Source organism: Burkholderia sp. HI2500 (assembly GCF_002223055.1).
Taxonomy (GTDB): Bacteria; Pseudomonadota; Gammaproteobacteria; order Burkholderiales; family Burkholderiaceae; genus Burkholderia.
In genome coordinates this window covers 497,621-514,686 of the sequence record NZ_NKFL01000006.1, presented here as the reverse complement: position 1 = coordinate 514,686, position 17,066 = coordinate 497,621, and the positions used below count along the sequence as shown (strand labels likewise).

Sequence of the window (17,066 nt, the reverse complement as noted above, 5' to 3'; positions counted from 1 at the left end):
CGGAAAGCGCGTATTGTATGCGCTGCGCCGCGCGTCAGCGTTTCGCGTAGATGTCCGGGCGGCGGATCTCCATCATCCGTTCGGGATTCGCGCACGGCTCGAAGCCGACCGGCCGATACAGCGCATGCGCATCGGACGTCACGAGCATGATGCGGCGCAGGCCCTGCACCATCTCCTGTGCAAACACGTGGTCGATCAGCGCGCGGCCGTAGCCGTTGCCGCGCTCGGCCGGCAGCACGAACACGTCGCACAGGTATGCGAACGTCGCGTGATCGGTCACGAGCCGCGCGAACCCGACGAGCCGGTCGCCCACGTAGGCGCCGAAACACAGCGAGCCCTCGATCGCCCGCTCGACCACGTCGCGCGGAATGCCCTGCGACCAGTACGCGTCGCGATGCAGGAAGTCGAAGATCGCGTCGACGTCGAGTTCGCGCTTGTCGGTGGAAAATCTCAGCGTGGCGGGGGTGGCAGCGGGCACGTCGGTCTCCGGTTGGGGGGGCGGAAGGCGAGACGCTGACGATACCGCGCGCCGCGGCGGGCTACAAGCGGCGATACTTGTCGTCACGGCCAGACGGCGCGCATGCTCATTCCGGGACGATTCTGGTGTGTAACGAGGCTGGCGCCGTCGACTTGTACAGCAAACCGTACACATCTATCGACTGTGCTAAACTTGTACCGTTATATGTACAAGTGAGGCAATCATGCGCACGATTCCTTTTTCGGATGCCCGTGGCAATCTGAAGACTGTTATCGACCAGGTCGTCGACGATGCGGACGTGACGCTCATCACGCGCCGCGATGCACCGAACGCCGTCATCATGTCGCAGGACTACTACGACAGCCTGATGGAGACGGTGCACTTGCTGCGCTCGCCGGCCAACGTCGCCCATCTCGAGCGTTCGATCGCACAACTACGCAAGGGCAAGGCAAAGGAACACAAGCTCGCGGCGGATGACGAATGAGTGTACGCCGCGTGCTCTTTACTTCCGACGCGTGGGACGACTATGTCTACTGGCAGGGGCAGGATCGCAAGACGCTCAAGCGCATCAACCAGCTCATTCGCGAAGCCCAGCGAACGCCGTTCGAAGGCATCGGCAAACCCGAACCGTTAAAGGCATATCTCTCCGGCTTCTGGTCGCGCCGTATCGACGACACGAACCGTCTGGTCTACGAGGCTGACGACTTGCAGATCAGCATCGTGTCCTGCCGCTACCACTACGAATAGCATCGCCCCGCGGCTCATGGCGCCCGCAACGCGCGATCTGCCTTGCAACGCTTCAACGGCAGCGGCCGCGCCGCGACTATCCGCGTCACCTCGCGCGTGCGCGGGTCAATTTCGAGGTCGAGGCATGCGCAACCGTAGCCATGCCCGCCGGCGTTGGTGACGACCCAGCCCTTCGTCGACATGTCGGGCATCTTGTCGAGGCCCGGTACCGGCTCGTTGCCCATCGTCAACAGTGTCCAGGTGCCGTCCTTGTCGTTCAGCCACCAGTTGGCCGGCGACGGATTCTCAAGCCATCCGCAGCGCTTTTCCGGTGCGGCAGATACCTGCGTCGCGGCTGCCACCGTAAAGGCTGCACCCAGCATCCACATTGCAAGACGTGCACGAGTGATTGTCATGTGATCGATCCGGAAACGAATGTGCATCGGGAAACCGCCATTGCGGGTGCCGGACAGCATACCGGGCTTTCTCTCGCATGTCGCTCGTCCGCACCAGCCGTCCGGTCGCCTCGATCGTCGCGAGCGGCGACTACGAGATCGGCTTTCAGCAGATTCGGTGACAATGTCACCTGCCCAACAAGTGCGCCATGCCGCTCCATGCCCTACCGCCTCATCGCATTCGACTTCGACGGCACGCTCGCCGATTCGCTCGACAGCTTTCTCGCGGCGCTGTCGGAAGCGTCGCGCATGCACGGCTTTCGCGACGCCACGCCCGACCTGCGCCCGGCGCTGCGCGGCATGTCGGCGCGCGACATCATTCGCGCGCTCGACGTGCCGATGTGGAAAGTGCCGCGCGTGACGATCGACATGCGCCGCCTGATGCAGCCGCGCGTCGCGCAAGTGGCGCTGTTCCCCGGCGTCGACGAAACGTTCGACGCGCTCGCCGCGCGCGGCATCCGCATCGCGATCGCCACGTCGAATACCGAGGCGATCGTGCGTGACCGGCTCGGCCCGCACGCCAGCAGCCGTGTCGAGCATTTCGCGTGCGGCATTCCGCTGTTCGGCAAGGCGCGTCGCCTGCGCGCACTCGTTCATGAGGCCGGCGTGCGCAGCGACGAAGTGCTGTACGTCGGCGATGAAATCCGCGACGCCGACGCGGCACGTCGCGCGCGCATCGCATTCCAGGGCGTCGCGTGGGGCTACACCGCGCCGGACGCGTTGCAGGCGCATTGCGCGACACCGTTGCTGCCGCGTCTCGACGCATTGCTCGATCGCGTGTGACGCATGCGCGCGCTGCGCGCATCCGGTTCGCCCCTTCGCACGATGCGCACGTCATCGCACGACACAGCCGCACGACGATGAAATGCGGATGACACCCACGTGCATCCCGCACGCGTCATGCACGCAAAAATTGCCGCCGTCGCACACGCAACAGGTACGCACTACCTGTCGGCGTGCTGGCTCACCGATTCGTCTTACCATCCGTTACACAAACCACAGCGCGGTTGCACCTGCTACCGGATCGCTCTCCTAGAATCAGTCGGGCCGGGAAACACTTCGACCGGCGCCGCGGCAGAGCGGCGGTCGAATCCGGCCCGGGCGCGCCCGGTCTCTCGCACAGCGACGGATCACGTGATCCGTTTTTCAACCAGAGCCCCGATTGAAAGGAGGTCCCATGAACCGCTTTCCCCAACTCTCGCGCCTTGCTTTGTCTGCCGCTGGCCTGCTGCTCGTCGCCGTGACGGCGACCGCGCAAACCGCACAACCGGCACCGGCCTCGCCGAACGCACCGGCCGCCGCCGCGACGCGTATCCACGAAGCCGACCAGGCCTTCATCACCGACGGCACGAAGACCGTGTCGACGCAGCACGACGCGGCACGCATCGCCGATTCGCGCACGTCGGACAGCCAGGTCAAGGCGTTCGCGCAACGCGTGTCGACCGACGATGAAAAGATCATCCAGGCGATGCGCGCGGCCAGCCCGCGCGGCGTCGACGTGCCGGCCAACGATCCCGACACGGCCGTGCTGAGCAGCATCAAGAACCTGCGCGGCGCCGAGTTCGACAAGGCGTATATCGAGCAGGTCGCGCTCGCCGGCCAGCAGAAGACCATCTCGGCATTCCAGGCCGAAATCGCGTCGGGCCGCGACACGAAGCTGAAGGAAGTCGCACGCCAGTCGCTGCCGATCCTGCAGAAGCACTACGCTGACGCGCAGAAGCTCGCGGAACGCCACCACCTCGCATCGGCGCAGTAACGCGCCGCAGCGCCGCGCATCACGCGCGGCGCACTGCTTCCCCCTGTCGTCGCGTCGCGGCTCCCCTTCCGGCGGCGCGACGCACGTCATATGTCACGCTTCACGCGTGATACGTTACGTCGCAAGCTTCGCCAGCAGCCGCGCACGCACCTCCGGCCATTCGTCGTCGATGATGCTGAAGCGCACCGAATTGCGCTTGCGGCCATCCGGCATGATCCGTTCGTGCCGCACGATCCCTTCCTGCTTCGCACCGAGCCGCAGGATCGCCGCGCGCGATTTCTCGTTCAGCTCGTCGGTCGTGAACTGCACGCGCACGCAGTGCAGCACGTCGAACGCATAGCCCAGCAGCAGCCATTTCGCTTCGGTATTTGCGCGCGTGCGCTGCGCCGATTCGCTCAACCACGTATGGCCGATCTCGAGCTTGCGGTTCTTGCGATCGATCTTCCAGAAACGCGTGCTGCCGATCACGCGGCCCGATGCGCGATCGACGATCGCAAACGGCATCACGGTGCCGGCCGAACGCCCCTGCAATGCGGTGTCGATATACGCGTCGATCGTCTCGGGGCCCGGCACGACCGTGACCTTCAGGTTCCACAGCTGGCCGTCGGCGGCCGCGTCCAGCAGCGCCTGCCGGTCGGATGAATCGAGCGGCCTCAGTTCGACGTGTTCGCCGGTGAGGATCGGTGGTTCGAGGGAAGCAGAAGCGTCGGTCATGAAGGATTCCGGAAAGTGGCGGCGATGGCGGCGAAACACCGATCATACGGCCGCGTCAGCCGAGGAGCGCGGCCAACCGGCGGCGAATCGCCTTCGCCTCGCCGCGCAACGCGTCGGCAAACGCATCGACGAGCAGGCTCTTCGGCCGGTGCTCGGGCACGATCACGCTGACCCGGTACGGAAACGAGCGCGTGAGCGGCCGCACGTGCAGGTCGCGCCCGACGAAATCGAGCGCGGTCAGCGGATTGACGATCGCGGCACCGAGCCCCTGCCGCACGAACGCACACACCGACACGGCCGACGGTGTTTCGACGACCGAGCGCGGCGCCACGCCGAGCTGCGCGAACGCCTCGTCGATCAGGATGCGGTACGGATCGTTCAGCGACAGGCTCACGAACGGGCGATCCGCGAGATCCGGCAGATCGATCGCGTCCTGCGCGAGCAGCGGATGGCCGTCGGGCAGCACGCACACTTCGTCGACTTCGAGCAGCGGCGTGAGCACGGTGCCGGCCGGCGCGACGTCGCGCTCGGTCAGCCCGAGGTCGTAACGCTGCGCGGTCAGCCACTCTTCGAGCACCGGCGATTCCTGCGTCGCCACCGACACGCTGACGCCAGCATGCTGCTCGCTAAAACGCCGGCACGCACCGGGCAGGATCGCGTGCGAGAACGCCGGCAGCGCGATCACCGACAGTTGACCGTCACGAAACTCGCGCAGGCGCGCGGCGGTTGCCGCGACACGTTCAAGCCCCACATACGCGAGCCGCACGTCGTCGAACAGCGTGAGCGCGGCCATCGTCGGCCGCAGCCGGCCGTGCGCACGCTCGAACAGCGCGAAGCCCACGACCTGCTCCATGCGCGCAAGCTCGCGGCTGATCGTCGGTTGCGACGTATAGAGCATCTCGGCTGCGCGTGTCGTGCTGCCGGTGACCATCAGCGCGCGAAAGACCTCGATATGGCGGTGCGTGAGCATGATCGGCTATATCAGATATGAATCGAATGTCGATAAACAGGCATTTTACTGGATAGGCAATCTGGCGCATCATTCCCGTTATCCGTTCATTCGACCCGATTCATCTGCCATGTCTCTCGATTCCCGCCAGCTCGCGACGCTCGCGCAGCAATACGGCACCCCGCTGTGGGTGTACGACGCCGACGTCATCCGCGACCGCATCGCCCAACTGCGCCAGTTCGACGTGATCCGCTATGCGCAGAAGGCGAACTCGAACGTCCATATCCTGAAGCTGATGCGCGAGGAAGGCGCGTGCGTCGATGCGGTGTCGCTCGGCGAGATCGAGCGCAGCCTCGCGGCCGGGTTCAGCCCCGCCGGCGAGCCGGAAGGCGTGGTGTTCACGGCCGACCTGATCGACCGCCCGACGCTCGCGGCCGTGCTGAAGCACGGCGTGACCGTGAACGCCGGTTCACTCGACATGCTCGCCCGCATCGGCGAGCACGCGCCCGGCCACCGCGTGTGGCTGCGCGTCAACCCCGGTTTCGGCCACGGCCACAGCAACAAGACCAACACCGGCGGCCCGCAGAGCAAGCACGGCATCTGGATCGACGACGTGCCGCGCGCGATCGAGATCGTGCGCCAGTACGGGCTGAAGCTCGTCGGCATCCACATGCACATCGGCTCGGGCGTCGACTACGGCCACCTGTCGCAGGTGTGTGATGCGATGGTCGATCTCGTCACGTCGCTCGGCCATGACATCGACGCGATCTCGGCCGGTGGCGGCCTGTCGATCCCGTATCGCGACGGCGAGCCGCGCGTCGACGTCGGTCACTACTTCAGCCAGTGGGACGCCGCGCGCAAGCGGATCGAGCGTCACCTCGGCCACCCGGTGCGCATCGAGATCGAGCCGGGTCGCTTCCTCGTCGCCGAAGCCGGCACGCTCGTCACCGAAGTGCAGGCCGTCAACCGCCGGCCGAAGCACGACTTCGTGCTGATCGACGCGGGCTTCAACGACCTGATGCGCCCGTCGATGTACGGCAGCTACCACGCGGTGTCGGTGCACACGCACGATGGCGCGCTGCCGGCCGGACGGCCGCTCGTCGATCTCGCGATCGCCGGGCCGCTGTGCGAATCGGGCGACGTGTTCACGCAGGACGCGGGCGGCGTGGTCACGCACCGCAAGCTGGCGCAGCCGCAGATCGGCGACCTGCTGTTCCTGCATGATGCAGGCGCGTATGGCGCGTCAATGTCATCGAACTACAACAGCCGGCCGCTCGCACCGGAAGTGCTCGTCGATCGCGGCGCGCCGCGGCTGATCCGCCGCCGGCAGACCATTGAAGAACTGCTCGCGCTCGAAACGTTCGAGTAACGCCTGCATGACGGAACGGGGTGCGCGGCCTGCGCGCCCCGGCCGCCCACTACCTCACCGTCACTCGCGCATCGGCACCCGCCGCGCGCCACGCCTTCAGCAACGCCGCGCGCCGCCGCGGATAGCGCACGTCCAGCGGTTCGAGCGCGACGATGCGATCCGTCCGGAAATGCCGGAAATCGTTCCGGTCTTCGCACCACGCCGCCAGGATCCGCACGTCATTGAAATAGCCGAGCGCGAACGGCCACACGATTCGTTCGTCGATCGTTTTCCGGCGCTCGCCCGCATAGCGGATCCCGAGCTTGCTTTCGGTGCGGATCGCTGCGCGCACGACACCCATGTCGATGGTTTCGCGGTCCACGATCGTGCGCGGGCCGACGAGCAGTGTCGTGCATTCCATCTCGCGGCGCAGCTCGGCCGGCAGCACCGCGGAAATCTTCGCGAGTGCATCGGCAGCCGCCGCCGTGAGCTGCGCATCGGCAAACTTCCCGACCCAGCGAAAGCCGAGCATCAGCGCTTCCAGTTCCGCCTGCGAAAACATCAGCGGCGGCAGCATGAATCCCGCACGCAGCACATAGCCGATACCGGCCTCGCCTTCGATGTCCGCGCCCTGTGCCTGCAGCGACGCGATATCGCGATAGACCGTACGGAGGCTGATGCCGAGCTCCCCGGCCAGCACGCGGCCGCTCACCGGGCGGCGGTGGCGCCGCAGCACCTGCAGCAGCGAGAGCAATCGTTCGGCACGCGTCATTGTTCCATGCTGCCACTTTCTGACAGCATCCGTTCATAGAATGACACGCATCTTAATCGAACCCTGGATGGCTCCGCATGACTTCCCCGAATCTCGTTCTTCTGTATGTCGAGGACCCGGCGCGTAGCGCGCAGTTCTACGAGCGCCTGTTCGGGCGCGCGCCGGTCGCCGCGTTTCCCACCTATGCTGCGTTCACGTTCGACAACGGGCTGCACCTGGGCCTGTGGTCGACCAGTGCGCGCGATTTCGTGTCGGGCGGCGCCGGCCACCGGTCGGAACTAGCGTTCATGGTCGACGACGACCGCGAAGTCAGGCGCCTGTACGACGCATGGCAATCGCTCGGCGTGCCGTTCGAGCAAGCGCCGATGACGGCCGTGTTCGGCCTGACGTTCGTCGCGCTAGACCCGGACGGCCACCGCTTGCGCGTGTGCACGCCGGACGCTTGAGTGCGCGCGGACGCGACCTTCGACCGGTCGCGCCCGCGCATCGGTTCAGGCTTGTACGTCAGCCCGCGCGCCGCACGGGCGCCATTTTCGAGAAGTATTTCGCGCCCGCCACGCAGCCGACCACGACGACCGTCACCGCGACCATCGACGGCGGCACCGTCTCGTGCAGCAAGCCGGCCGCCAGCAGCAGGCCGAAGAACGGCTGCAGCAGCTGCAACTGACCGACGCCCGCGATCCCGCCGAGCGCGAGCCCGCGATACCAGAACACGAAGCCGATCAGCATGCTGAACAGCGACACGTATGCAAGCCCCCACAGCGCGGCAGCATCGACCCCGTCGAACGACACCGGCCAGGTGAACCACGTGAGCGGCAGCATCAGCGGCAGCGACAGCACGAGCGCCCACGAGATCACCTGCCAGCCGCCGAGCTCGCGCGACAGGCGGGCGCCTTCCGCGTAGCCCAGCCCGCACGCGACGATCGCGGCCAGCATCAGCGCATCGCCGACCACCGACGCCTGGCCGCCGTTGCGCAACGCAAACGCGGCCACCGCGCCGCTGCCGATGATCGAGAAGATCCAGAACGGCAGCCGCGGCCGTTCGCCGCCGCGCCACACGCCGAACAGCGCGGTCGCGAGCGGCAGCAACCCGACGAACACGATCGCGTGCGCCGATGTCACGTGCTTCAGCGCAAGCGCCGTCAGCAACGGAAAGCCGATCACGACCCCGAGCGCGACGATGGCGAGCGACACCGCCTCGGCACGTGTCGGGCGCCGCTGCTTCAGCCCGACGAGCAGCAGCAGGCCGAGCGCGCCGGCGATCGTCGCGCGCACAAAGGTGAGGAACAGCGGATCGAGCCCCTGCACCGCGATACGTGTCGCGGGCAGCGAGCCACTGAAGATGATCACGCCCAGCAGGCCGCTGAGCCATCCGTCGGTCGTCTTTTGCACGGGAAATCCTGAACGGGGAAAGTGGATGACCGATGATCCGCCGCCCGCGAAAAGCGCGTAAGCTACAGACCAATACAATTCGGACAAACTGTACTGGACAACCGGCCGTACAGTTCATTCTTCGCCATGAGCCAGGCCGCCCCGCTTCCCGTTCCACCCACCCCGTCGCGCACGCGGGTGGAAACCGTGATGGATACGTTGCGTGCACGCATCGCGAGCCGCGCGCTGGTGCCCGGCGCGCGCGTGCCGTCGATCCGGATGATGGCGGACGCGCTGGGCGTGTCGAAATCGACCGTCGTCGATGCGTACGAGCGGCTCGCGAGCGAAGGCGTGCTGGTCGCGCGGCGCGGCTCGGGTTTCTATGTGTCGGGGCATGCGCCGCCGCTCGCGCTCGCCGATCTCGGCCCGCAGCTCGATCGCGGGCTCGATCCGCTGTGGCTGTCGCGCCAGTCGCTCGAAGCGGCGCCGACGTCCGTGAAGCCCGGTTGCGGATGGCTGCCGCCGTCGTGGCTGCCCGACGAGAGCCTGCGCCGCGCGCTGCGCGCCGCGTCGCGCGACGAAGCCGACGCGCTGACCGACTATGCGACACCGCTCGGCCTGCCCGCGATGCGCCAGCAGCTCGCCTGGCGACTTGCGCAGCACGGCGTCCAGGCCGAACCCACGCAGATCATGCTGACCGACGGCGGCTCGCACGCGCTCGATCTCGTCTGCCGGCTGCTGCTGGAGCCGGGTGACACGGTCGTGCTCGACGATCCGTGCTACTTCAACTTCCAGGCGCTGCTGCGCGCGCACCGTGCGCGGATCGTCAGCGTCCCGTACACGCCGAACGGCCCCGATCTCGCGCGCTTCGAGCAGGTGCTCGCCGAACACCGGCCGCGCCTGTATATCACCAACTCCGCGCTGCACAACCCGACCGGCGCAACGCTCGCGGCGCCCGTCGCGCACCGGCTGCTGACGCTCGCGGCCGAGCACGGCCTGCTGATCGTCGAGGACGACATCTTCGCGGATTTCGAGAGCACGCCTGCACCGCGCCTCGCGGCCTTCGACGGGCTGTCGCGGGTCGTGTCGATCGGCAGCTTCTCGAAGACGCTGTCGGCCGCGATCCGCTGCGGCTACGTCGCCGCGCGCCCGGAATGGATCGAGGCGCTCGTCGACCTGAAGCTCGCGACGTCGTTCGGCCATGCGCAGATCGGCGCGAACGTCGTCCACCGGCTGCTCGTCGACGGCACGTACCGGCGCCACGTCGACAGCCTGCGCGCGCGCCTCGCGGACGCGATGGGCGAAACGCTCCGGCGCGTCACGCGCGCCGGGCTCAGGACCTGGACGGAGCCGCGCGGCGGCCTGTTCGTGTGGGCGGAGTTGCCCGACGGGCTCGACGCCGCACGCGTCGCGCGCCATGCGCTGGACCACGACGTGGTGCTCGCGCCCGGTAACGTGTTCAGCGCTTCGCACAATGCAACGTCGTACCTGCGCTTCAACGTGTCGCGTTGCAAGGGACCGGCGGTGTTCGATGCGCTGGCGCGGGCGATGGAGGCGGTGCGGGTGGCACCGCACGACAGCGGTGCGCGGCCCACGGAGTCTGCCCGCGCGTGAACGTCGCGTCACTCGGCGTCGCCGGCCGATCGCGGCGCGATCGGTCGATCCGGTACGTTCGCCGTCGATCCGCGCGACACGATGTAGTACAGCAGGCCCGGCACGACGATCCCGACGATCCACGACACGTCCACGCCGCCAAGCGCATCGACCCACGGCCCGGTATAGAACCCGGTCGCGACGAACGGCATCTGCACGAGCACGCCGAGTGCATAGACCACGATGCCCGCGACGTTCCAGCGCCCGTACCGGCCGTCGGGATCGAACAGCGCCGACACGTCGTAGCGTCCGCGCGTGACGCAGTAGTAGTCGATGAGGTTGATCGCGCTCCACGGCGTGAAGAACACGAGCAGGAACAGCAGAAACGACGAAAACGCCTTCAGGAAATCGTGCTGTCCGGCGAGCGCGATGCCGCTCGATGCGGCGACGGTCAGCAAAACGAACACGATGCGCGTGCGCGGTGAAATCTCGCGCCGGCCGCCGAATCCGGTCAGGATCGCCGCAACCGACATGACACTGCCGTACGCATTGAGCGTCGTGATCGTCAGCTTGCCCAGCGCGATCGTCAGATAGAGCACGGCGGCGATCGCGCCTGTCGCGCCGAGGCCGACAATGAACGCGACCTCGTGCCCCGAAAAGCGATCGCCGGCGAGCGCGGCGGCCAGCACGCCGAACGTCATCGACACCTGCGCGCCGATCACGGTACCGGCGAACACCGCGAGAAAGGTCTTCCTGGGCGACGTCGACTTCGGCAGGTAGCGGGAATAGTCGGCGACATACGGGCCATAAGCGATCTGCCACGACGCGGACAATGACACCGCGAGCAGAAACGACGCGAGCGTGAAATGACGATTCGCGAGCAGCACGCTGAACGCATGCCCGTGCAACAGGCTCGCGAACAGGTACAGGAACGCGAGGGTGCCGACGATACTCGAGACGCGGCCCATCGCATGAATCGTGCGATAGCCTAGGCCCGTGAGCAGGACGATGAGCGCCGAGAAAATCAGAATCGCCGTGGCATGGTCGACGCTCAGCAATTCCGAGATCGCCTGTCCGGCCAGCACCGTACCGCCCGCCGAGAATCCGACATACATCACGCAGACGAGCACGAGCGGCACGATCGCGCCGTACACGCCGAACTGCACGCGGCTCGAGATCATTTGCGGCAACCCGAGCTGCGGCCCTTGCGCGCCATGCAGCGCCATCACCGCTCCACCGAGCATCTGCCCCGCCAGCAGGCCGATCAGCGACCAGAACACGTCACCGCCCAGCACCACCGCGAGCGCGCCGACGACAACCGCCGTGACCTGCAGGTTCGCGCCGAACCACAAGGTGAACTGACTGAAGAGATTGCCGTGGCGCTCGGCTTCGGGAATGTAGTCGATCGAGCGGCGCTCGATCAGCGATGAATGGGCGACGGGTGAAGCGGTACGTTCCATGCTCGGCTCCTGACCGGTGGAAAACTGCGCTTGGGAATCGCTCGGACCCTGGAGCTGTTCCAGCCGGTCGCGCAAACGCACCCGGGTGTGCGTCGACGGCGACCGGCCGGCGAAGCCGGAAAGGTCCTGTGCAGGGTTCGCGCGCCGACCCAACGGGAAGACGGTGCGCGCAGGATCAGGCGATCCTGACGGATTGGGGGGAAATCAGATCGACACGGTCAGCGCCGGAACCAGCTCGTGCAGATCGCCGACGAGACCGTAGTCGGCCACGCTGAAGATCGGCGCTTCGGGATCCTTGTTGATCGCGACGATCACCTTCGAATCCTTCATGCCGGCCAGGTGCTGGATCGCACCGGAGATGCCGACCGCGATGTACAGCTGCGGCGCAACGATCTTGCCGGTCTGGCCGACTTGATAGTCGTTCGGCACGTAGCCCGCGTCGACTGCCGCGCGCGATGCGCCCAGTGCTGCCGACAGCTTGTCCGCCAGCGGCTCCAGCACCTTCGTGTAGTTCTCGCCGCTGCCCAGACCGCGGCCGCCCGACACGATGATGCTTGCGCTCGTCAGTTCCGGACGGTCCAGCTTCGTCACTTCACGGCTCACGAACTGCGACTTGCCTGCATCAGCTGCCGCTTCGATCTTCTCGACCGATGCGCTGCCGCCTTCCGCTGCCACCGGATCGAAACCCGTTGCACGCACCGTGATGACCTTGATCGGATCGCTCGACTGCACCGTCGCGATCGCGTTGCCCGCGTAGATCGGGCGCTCGAACGTGTCGGCCGAATCGACTGCCGTGATGTCCGAGATCTGCGCGACGTCCAGCTTCGCGGCGATGCGCGGCGCGATGTTCTTGCCGTAGGCCGTCGCCGGCGCGAGGATGTGCGAGTAATCCTTCGCGATGTTCAGCGCGGTCGCTTCGACGTTTTCCGCGAGGCCCGCTTCGAGTTGCGGCGCGTCGGCCAGGAGTACCTTCGACACACCAGCGATCTTCGCTGCTGCATCCGCGGCCGCTTGCGCATTGTGGCCCGCGACCAGCACGTGAATGTCGCCGCCGATCTTCGCTGCCGCCGCCACCGTGTTCAGCGTCGCGGCCTTGATCGACGCGTTATCGTGTTCTGCAATCACCAGAATCGTCATTTCTTTCCGCTCCCTCTTACAGCACCTTGGCTTCGGTCTTCAGCTTCTCGACCAGCGTCTTCACGTCCGGCACCTTCACGCCGGCCGCGCGCTTCGGCGGCTCGACCACCTTCAGCGTCTTCAGACGCGGCGCGACGTCGACACCCAGGTCTTCCGGCTTCACGGTTTCCAGCGGCTTCTTCTTCGCCTTCATGATGTTCGGCAGCGTCACGTAACGCGGCTCGTTCAGGCGCAGGTCGGTCGTGATCACGGCCGGCAGCGTCAGCGACAGCGTTTCCGCACCGCCATCGACTTCGCGTGCAACCGTTGCTTTACCGTCAGCCACCGTGACTTTCGATGCGAACGTCGCTTGCGGGAGGCCTGCCAGCGCAGCCAGCATCTGGCCCGTCTGGTTCGAATCGTCGTCGATTGCCTGCTTGCCGAGGATCACCAGTTGCGGCTGTTCCTTGTCGACCAGCGCCTTCAGGATCTTCGCGACGCCCAGCGGCTCGACGCTGTCGTTCGACTCGACGAGGATCGCGCGATCCGCGCCGATCGCCAGCGCCGTACGCAGCGTTTCCTGCGCTTGCGCGACGCCTACCGATACGGCGATCACTTCGGTCGCCACGCCCGCTTCCTTCAGGCGCACGGCTTCTTCAACCGCGATTTCGTCGAACGGGTTCATCGACATCTTCACGTTCGCGATGTCGACACCCGTGTTGTCCGACTTCACGCGGACCTTCACGTTGTAATCGACCACTCTTTTCACTGGCACCAGTATCTTCATCATTCGTTCCCCAGTCCGGTTTCAACCACCGTCATGCAAGCATCGTGCGTGCAATGACCGTGCGCTGGATCTCCGACGAGCCTTCGTAAATCCGCAGGATCCGTGCATCACGCATGAGGCGCTCGATCCGCATTTCCCGCGTGAAGCCGTAGCCGCCGTGGATCTGCAATGCGGCGTCCGTCACGAACGCGACCATCTCCGACGCATACAGCTTCGCCATCGATGCCATGTCGGTAAACGGCTCGCCGGCCGCGCGCCGCGCAGCGGCCTGCAGCGTCAGCAGCCAGGCGGCTTCGAGCTGCGTCTTCATGTCGGCGAAACGCCACTGCAGCCCCTGCTTGCTTGCGAGTGGTTCGCCACCGACGTGGCGCTGCTTCGCCCAGTCGATCGCATCGCCCAGCGCCGCTTCCGCGATCCCGAGGCTCGTCGCCGCGACGTCGAGGCGGCTGTTGTCGAGCACCTTCATCGCGGTGCGAAAGCCGCTACCCTCTTCACCGAGCCGGTTCGACGCCGGCACGACACAATCGAATGCGACTTCGTGCGCGGGCGCGCCGTGGATGCCCATCAGCTTCTCCGGCGACGACACCGACACGCCCGGCGTATCGCGATCGACGACGAATGCGCTGATCCCGCGCGTCCCGAGTTCGGGCGCAGTTTTCGCGTAGACGACGATGAATTGCGCGGCGTCCGCATTCGAGATGAAGTGCTTCACCCCACGAAGACGGTAGCGGTCGCCGTCGCGCACCGCCTGCGTGGTCATCCCCGCCGGATGGGAGCCGGCCTGCGGCTCGGTCAGAGCGAACGCGCCGAGCTTGGCGCCGGTCGCAGCGTCCGGCAGGTAGCGCGCACGCAATGCGTCGTCGCCGCCGATCAGCACCGAATCGGTCGCCAGATAGTGCGCGCCGATCATCGACGACGTCGCTGCGCATGCGTTCGCGATCTCGGCCAGCGCGAGGATGATCGCGGCCGGCGATGCCCCGATTCCGCCCCAGCGCTCCGGCAGGTTCATGCCCATCACGCCGAGTTCGGCCAGCGCCGGCACGTAGCACGTCGTCGAGGTTTCGTCGCGATCGACCTGCGCCGCATGCGGCGCGAGTTCGGCCTGTGCGAAACGGCGAATCGCATCGGCGATTTCGAGGTCGGCGTCGCTCACGCCCAGTCGTTTAAGCATCGTTCATCTCCTGACGGGTTTTGGTTTGATGGAGCGTCACCGCCGCACTGGCATCGACCGCGTCGGCGGCCGCGTGGACCACGCTGGCCTTCGCGAGCGCGGCAATCGCCGCGTCGTCGAGGCCGAGCATGCGCTCAAGCACCTCGCGTGTGTGCTCGCCGAGTTGCGGTGCGCGCGTCGTGCGCGTGCCGGGATACGCGGAAAACTTCAGCGGCTGCACGGGCAGCCGGATCGTCGAGCCGTCGGCCGCGGTCGTTTCGACGAGCAGGCGCCGCACGCGGGCCTGTTCGCTTTCGAGCGCCTGCCGCACGCTCCGGATCGGTGCGACCGGAATGCCCGCTGCGCTCAGCGACGCGTTGACGTCCGCGACCGAACGCGTTGCGGCCCACTGTTCGATACAGGCGCGCAACGCAGCCTCGTGCTCGCAACGCGACGCATCGGACGCGAACCGCGGATCGTCGACCAGCGCCGGATGGCCGATCGTGTCGGCAAGCAGGCTGAACAGCTTGTTGTTGAGCACCGCGACGACGAAATGACCGTCCGCCGCGCGATACGCGCCAAACGGCGCGGACGTCGGATGGCGATTGCCGACGCGCGGTTGCGCGACGCCGGTGGTCGCATAGCGTGCAACCAGCGCTGCTGTCAGATTCATCGTCGCATCGAACATCGACACATCGACGTGCGAGCCCTCGCCGGTGCGATCGCGTGCGACGAGTGCGGCCAGCACGCCCCACGACGCGAAGATCCCGCTGACCACATCGGACACCGAATCGCCCACCATCGTCGGGTCGCCGTCCGGTGAACCGGTCGCGTCCATCAGGCCGCACATCGCCTGAAGGATGATGTCGTACGCGGGCCGGTGCGACTCCGGGCCGGTCTGCCCGAATCCCGATACGCTCGCGTAGATCAGTGCCCGATTGCGCGCCGACAGCGCCGCATAGCCGATCCCGAGGCGATCGGCCACGCCCGGGCGGAAATTCTCGACGACGACGTCCGCCTGCGCACACAGCGATTGCGCCAGCGCCTGCCCGTCGGCGGTCTTCAGGTCGATCACGACACTGCGCTTGTTGCGGTTCATCGCAGCGAACAACCCGCTCTCGCCATTCGCGAACGGACCGATCGCACGATAGTCGTCGCCGGCGGGCGGCTCGATCTTGATCACGTCGGCGCCGAGGTCGCCGAGCAGCGCCGAACACAGCGGCCCCGCGAGCACCCGGGAAAAATCGATCACACGTATGCCGTCGAGCGGCAGCCTGGACACAGTCACGGCATCTCTCTCCTGAAGGTCGGGCCGAGTAGGCCGATGCGGTGATTCTGTTCGAGTGTGGCAATCAGATAAAATATCGGAATAAATTAACTCCTATAAGATTTTCGTATGGGTTCGACATGGCTCTGTCGCTGAGACTGCTTCGCTATTTCGTCGCGGCCGCGGAAGCGGGCAGCACGACCGCGGCCGCGGTCGCGCTGAACGTGTCGCAACCGTCGATCTCGGTGGCGATCCGCGAGCTCGAAGCGCTATTCGATGACCCGCTGTTCACGCGCGGCGCGGGCACGCGAATGACGCTCACGCACTTCGGCGAGCGCAAGCTCGCGGAGGCACGTCAGTTGCTGGCATCGGCGTCGGCGTTCGCAACCGACGACGCGGGCGACGAACCGGGCGGCGTCGTGCAAATCGGCGTATTCAGCACGATTGCGCCGGTCTATTTGCCGCGCGTGCTGGAACTCGCGCAGCAGCGTCATCCACGGCTGGACATCCGTTTTGTCGAAGGCGATCTCGCGCAGCTCGACATGGCACTGCACAAGCAGCAGATCGACTTCGCACTGATGTACGACGTAGGCTTGCCCGAAGACATCGAGCGCGAATGCCTTGCCGAACTACGGCCCTATGCGCTCGTACCGGCCGGGTCCGCGCTCGCGAAGCGCAAGCGTGCGATTTCGTTGCACGATCTCGCCAAGCATCCATTCATCCTGATCGACCTGCCGCACAGCCGCGACTTCCTGATGGCGCCGTTCTGGCAATGCGGCTTGTCGCCGAACGTCCGCTATCGCGCCGTGTCGATCGAACTCGTGCGGGCGATGGTCGCGAGTGGGCTCGGCGTGTCGCTGCTGATCACGCAGAGTCCGGCGGTCACGCGCTCGCCGCTCGTCGTCGAGTGTCCGATCCGGGAATCGACGGTGATCCAGCCGCTGGTGATCGCCCGGCTTGTGCGCGCGGCGCGTACCCGTGCGTCGGAAATCGCAGCGGCCTGCGTACGCGACGCGGTCGCCGACGCGATGCGTACGCGCACGGGGCTACCCGCGTCGGAACGCACGGGTATGCGGCCAAGCACGACGATCTCCCGTTAGGCGATGCAACACGCGAACGCTCGG

At 66.5% G+C, this 17,066-nt stretch carries 19 protein-coding genes; 8 read left to right on the top strand and 11 right to left on the bottom strand.

Annotation, left to right across the window (positions count from 1 at the left end; all coding sequences use genetic code 11):
• Positions 1–34 precede the first annotated feature (34 nt).
• Positions 35–478, bottom strand: coding sequence for a GNAT family N-acetyltransferase (locus CFB45_RS20045; RefSeq protein ID WP_089427041.1), 444 nt, complete (start codon positions 476–478; stop codon positions 35–37).
• 223 nt (positions 479–701) lie between these two features.
• On the opposite strand from CFB45_RS20045, the gene CFB45_RS20040 reads away from it, so the two are divergent.
• On the top strand, positions 702–962 hold the full coding sequence (locus CFB45_RS20040; RefSeq protein WP_089427040.1) for a type II toxin-antitoxin system Phd/YefM family antitoxin: 261 nt from the start codon (positions 702–704) through the stop codon (positions 960–962).
• Complete coding sequence (locus tag CFB45_RS20035; RefSeq protein WP_089427039.1) at positions 959–1,225, top strand: Txe/YoeB family addiction module toxin; 267 nt, start codon at positions 959–961, stop codon at positions 1,223–1,225. Before CFB45_RS20040 ends, CFB45_RS20035 begins: the two co-directional genes overlap by 4 nt.
• A gap of 14 nt (positions 1,226–1,239) precedes the next feature.
• Here CFB45_RS20035 and CFB45_RS20030 read toward each other — a convergent pair whose 3' ends face one another.
• Positions 1,240–1,680 carry a DUF4087 domain-containing protein gene (locus CFB45_RS20030; protein WP_089427038.1) on the bottom strand — a complete coding sequence of 147 codons (441 nt, stop codon included), beginning with the start codon at positions 1,678–1,680 and terminating at the stop codon, positions 1,240–1,242.
• Positions 1,681–1,818: 138 nt separating this feature from the next.
• Here CFB45_RS20030 and CFB45_RS20025 point away from each other — a divergent pair, with 138 nt between their 5' ends.
• Both CFB45_RS20025 and CFB45_RS20020 read left to right on the top strand, forming a co-directional pair.
• Entirely contained in the window at positions 1,819–2,442 is a 624-nt protein-coding gene (locus CFB45_RS20025) for an HAD hydrolase-like protein (protein WP_089427037.1), read from the top strand.
• A gap of 394 nt (positions 2,443–2,836) precedes the next feature.
• Positions 2,837–3,415, top strand: a complete 579-nt coding sequence (locus tag CFB45_RS20020) for a DUF4142 domain-containing protein (RefSeq protein ID WP_089427036.1) — start codon at positions 2,837–2,839, stop codon at positions 3,413–3,415.
• A gap of 114 nt (positions 3,416–3,529) precedes the next feature.
• Here CFB45_RS20020 and CFB45_RS20015 read toward each other — a convergent pair whose 3' ends face one another.
• Together CFB45_RS20015 and CFB45_RS20010 are read right to left on the bottom strand one after the other, a co-directional pair.
• Entirely contained in the window at positions 3,530–4,129 is a 600-nt protein-coding gene (locus CFB45_RS20015) for a GNAT family N-acetyltransferase (protein WP_089427035.1), read from the bottom strand.
• Positions 4,130–4,184: 55 nt separating this feature from the next.
• Entirely contained in the window at positions 4,185–5,099 is a 915-nt protein-coding gene (locus tag CFB45_RS20010; protein ID WP_089427034.1) for a LysR family transcriptional regulator, read from the bottom strand.
• A 109-nt stretch (positions 5,100–5,208) separates the two neighbouring features.
• Here CFB45_RS20010 and lysA point away from each other — a divergent pair, with 109 nt between their 5' ends.
• Complete coding sequence (gene lysA / locus CFB45_RS20005; protein ID WP_089427033.1) at positions 5,209–6,447, top strand: diaminopimelate decarboxylase; 1,239 nt, start codon at positions 5,209–5,211, stop codon at positions 6,445–6,447.
• A 49-nt stretch (positions 6,448–6,496) separates the two neighbouring features.
• Here lysA and CFB45_RS20000 read toward each other — a convergent pair whose 3' ends face one another.
• Positions 6,497–7,198, bottom strand: coding sequence for a helix-turn-helix transcriptional regulator (locus CFB45_RS20000; protein ID WP_089427032.1), 702 nt, complete (start codon positions 7,196–7,198; stop codon positions 6,497–6,499).
• A gap of 77 nt (positions 7,199–7,275) precedes the next feature.
• Here CFB45_RS20000 and CFB45_RS19995 point away from each other — a divergent pair, with 77 nt between their 5' ends.
• A complete protein-coding gene (locus tag CFB45_RS19995; protein ID WP_089427031.1) occupies positions 7,276–7,644 on the top strand; it encodes a VOC family protein in 369 nt (122 codons plus the stop codon).
• A 58-nt stretch (positions 7,645–7,702) separates the two neighbouring features.
• On the opposite strand, the gene CFB45_RS19990 is transcribed toward CFB45_RS19995, so the two are convergent.
• Entirely contained in the window at positions 7,703–8,590 is an 888-nt protein-coding gene (locus CFB45_RS19990; RefSeq protein ID WP_089427030.1) for a DMT family transporter, read from the bottom strand.
• A gap of 126 nt (positions 8,591–8,716) precedes the next feature.
• Here CFB45_RS19990 and CFB45_RS19985 point away from each other — a divergent pair, with 126 nt between their 5' ends.
• Positions 8,717–10,183, top strand: a complete 1,467-nt coding sequence (locus CFB45_RS19985) for an aminotransferase-like domain-containing protein (protein ID WP_089427029.1) — start codon at positions 8,717–8,719, stop codon at positions 10,181–10,183.
• 8 nt (positions 10,184–10,191) lie between these two features.
• Here CFB45_RS19985 and CFB45_RS19980 read toward each other — a convergent pair whose 3' ends face one another.
• From CFB45_RS19980 to CFB45_RS19960, 5 genes are all read right to left on the bottom strand, one after another.
• Complete coding sequence (locus CFB45_RS19980) at positions 10,192–11,622, bottom strand: purine-cytosine permease family protein (protein WP_089427028.1); 1,431 nt, start codon at positions 11,620–11,622, stop codon at positions 10,192–10,194.
• A gap of 204 nt (positions 11,623–11,826) precedes the next feature.
• Complete coding sequence (locus CFB45_RS19975) at positions 11,827–12,759, bottom strand: electron transfer flavoprotein subunit alpha/FixB family protein (protein ID WP_089427027.1); 933 nt, start codon at positions 12,757–12,759, stop codon at positions 11,827–11,829.
• 16 nt (positions 12,760–12,775) lie between these two features.
• The gene (locus CFB45_RS19970) at positions 12,776–13,525 is read right to left on the bottom strand and encodes an electron transfer flavoprotein subunit beta/FixA family protein (RefSeq protein WP_089424812.1); all 750 of its coding nucleotides are present in this window, start codon (positions 13,523–13,525) and stop codon (positions 12,776–12,778) included.
• Between the two features lie 31 nt (positions 13,526–13,556).
• A complete protein-coding gene (locus CFB45_RS19965; RefSeq protein WP_089427026.1) occupies positions 13,557–14,696 on the bottom strand; it encodes an acyl-CoA dehydrogenase family protein in 1,140 nt (379 codons plus the stop codon).
• Positions 14,689–15,963 (bottom strand): CaiB/BaiF CoA transferase family protein, encoded by a 1,275-nt coding sequence (locus tag CFB45_RS19960; protein WP_089427025.1) that lies wholly within the window; start codon positions 15,961–15,963, stop codon positions 14,689–14,691. The genes CFB45_RS19965 and CFB45_RS19960 overlap by 8 nt, the downstream gene beginning before the upstream one ends.
• 119 nt (positions 15,964–16,082) lie before the next feature.
• Between CFB45_RS19960 and CFB45_RS19955 the strand changes: the two genes are divergently transcribed.
• On the top strand, positions 16,083–17,042 hold the full coding sequence (locus tag CFB45_RS19955) for a LysR family transcriptional regulator (RefSeq protein ID WP_089427024.1): 960 nt from the start codon (positions 16,083–16,085) through the stop codon (positions 17,040–17,042).
• The last annotated feature ends 24 nt before the right edge of the window (positions 17,043–17,066 follow it).

Coding starts and splice junctions, on each gene's coding strand:
- CFB45_RS20015 (WP_089427035.1), bottom strand. CDS start 4,129: ATGACCGACGCTTCTGCTTCCCTCGAACCACCGATCCTCACCGGCGAA.
- CFB45_RS20040 (WP_089427040.1), top strand. CDS start 702: ATGCGCACGATTCCTTTTTCGGATGCCCGTGGCAATCTGAAGACTGTT.
- CFB45_RS20000 (WP_089427032.1), bottom strand. CDS start 7,198: ATGACGCGTGCCGAACGATTGCTCTCGCTGCTGCAGGTGCTGCGGCGC.
- CFB45_RS19975 (WP_089427027.1), bottom strand. CDS start 12,759: ATGACGATTCTGGTGATTGCAGAACACGATAACGCGTCGATCAAGGCC.
- CFB45_RS20010 (WP_089427034.1), bottom strand. CDS start 5,099: ATGCTCACGCACCGCCATATCGAGGTCTTTCGCGCGCTGATGGTCACC.
- CFB45_RS19980 (WP_089427028.1), bottom strand. CDS start 11,622: ATGGAACGTACCGCTTCACCCGTCGCCCATTCATCGCTGATCGAGCGC.
- CFB45_RS20030 (WP_089427038.1), bottom strand. CDS start 1,680: ATGCTGTCCGGCACCCGCAATGGCGGTTTCCCGATGCACATTCGTTTC.
- CFB45_RS19995 (WP_089427031.1), top strand. CDS start 7,276: ATGACTTCCCCGAATCTCGTTCTTCTGTATGTCGAGGACCCGGCGCGT.
- CFB45_RS20025 (WP_089427037.1), top strand. CDS start 1,819: ATGCCCTACCGCCTCATCGCATTCGACTTCGACGGCACGCTCGCCGAT.
- CFB45_RS19955 (WP_089427024.1), top strand. CDS start 16,083: ATGGCTCTGTCGCTGAGACTGCTTCGCTATTTCGTCGCGGCCGCGGAA.
- CFB45_RS20020 (WP_089427036.1), top strand. CDS start 2,837: ATGAACCGCTTTCCCCAACTCTCGCGCCTTGCTTTGTCTGCCGCTGGC.
- CFB45_RS19965 (WP_089427026.1), bottom strand. CDS start 14,696: ATGCTTAAACGACTGGGCGTGAGCGACGCCGACCTCGAAATCGCCGAT.
- CFB45_RS19985 (WP_089427029.1), top strand. CDS start 8,717: ATGAGCCAGGCCGCCCCGCTTCCCGTTCCACCCACCCCGTCGCGCACG.
- CFB45_RS19970 (WP_089424812.1), bottom strand. CDS start 13,525: ATGAAGATACTGGTGCCAGTGAAAAGAGTGGTCGATTACAACGTGAAG.
- lysA (WP_089427033.1), top strand. CDS start 5,209: ATGTCTCTCGATTCCCGCCAGCTCGCGACGCTCGCGCAGCAATACGGC.
- CFB45_RS20035 (WP_089427039.1), top strand. CDS start 959: ATGAGTGTACGCCGCGTGCTCTTTACTTCCGACGCGTGGGACGACTAT.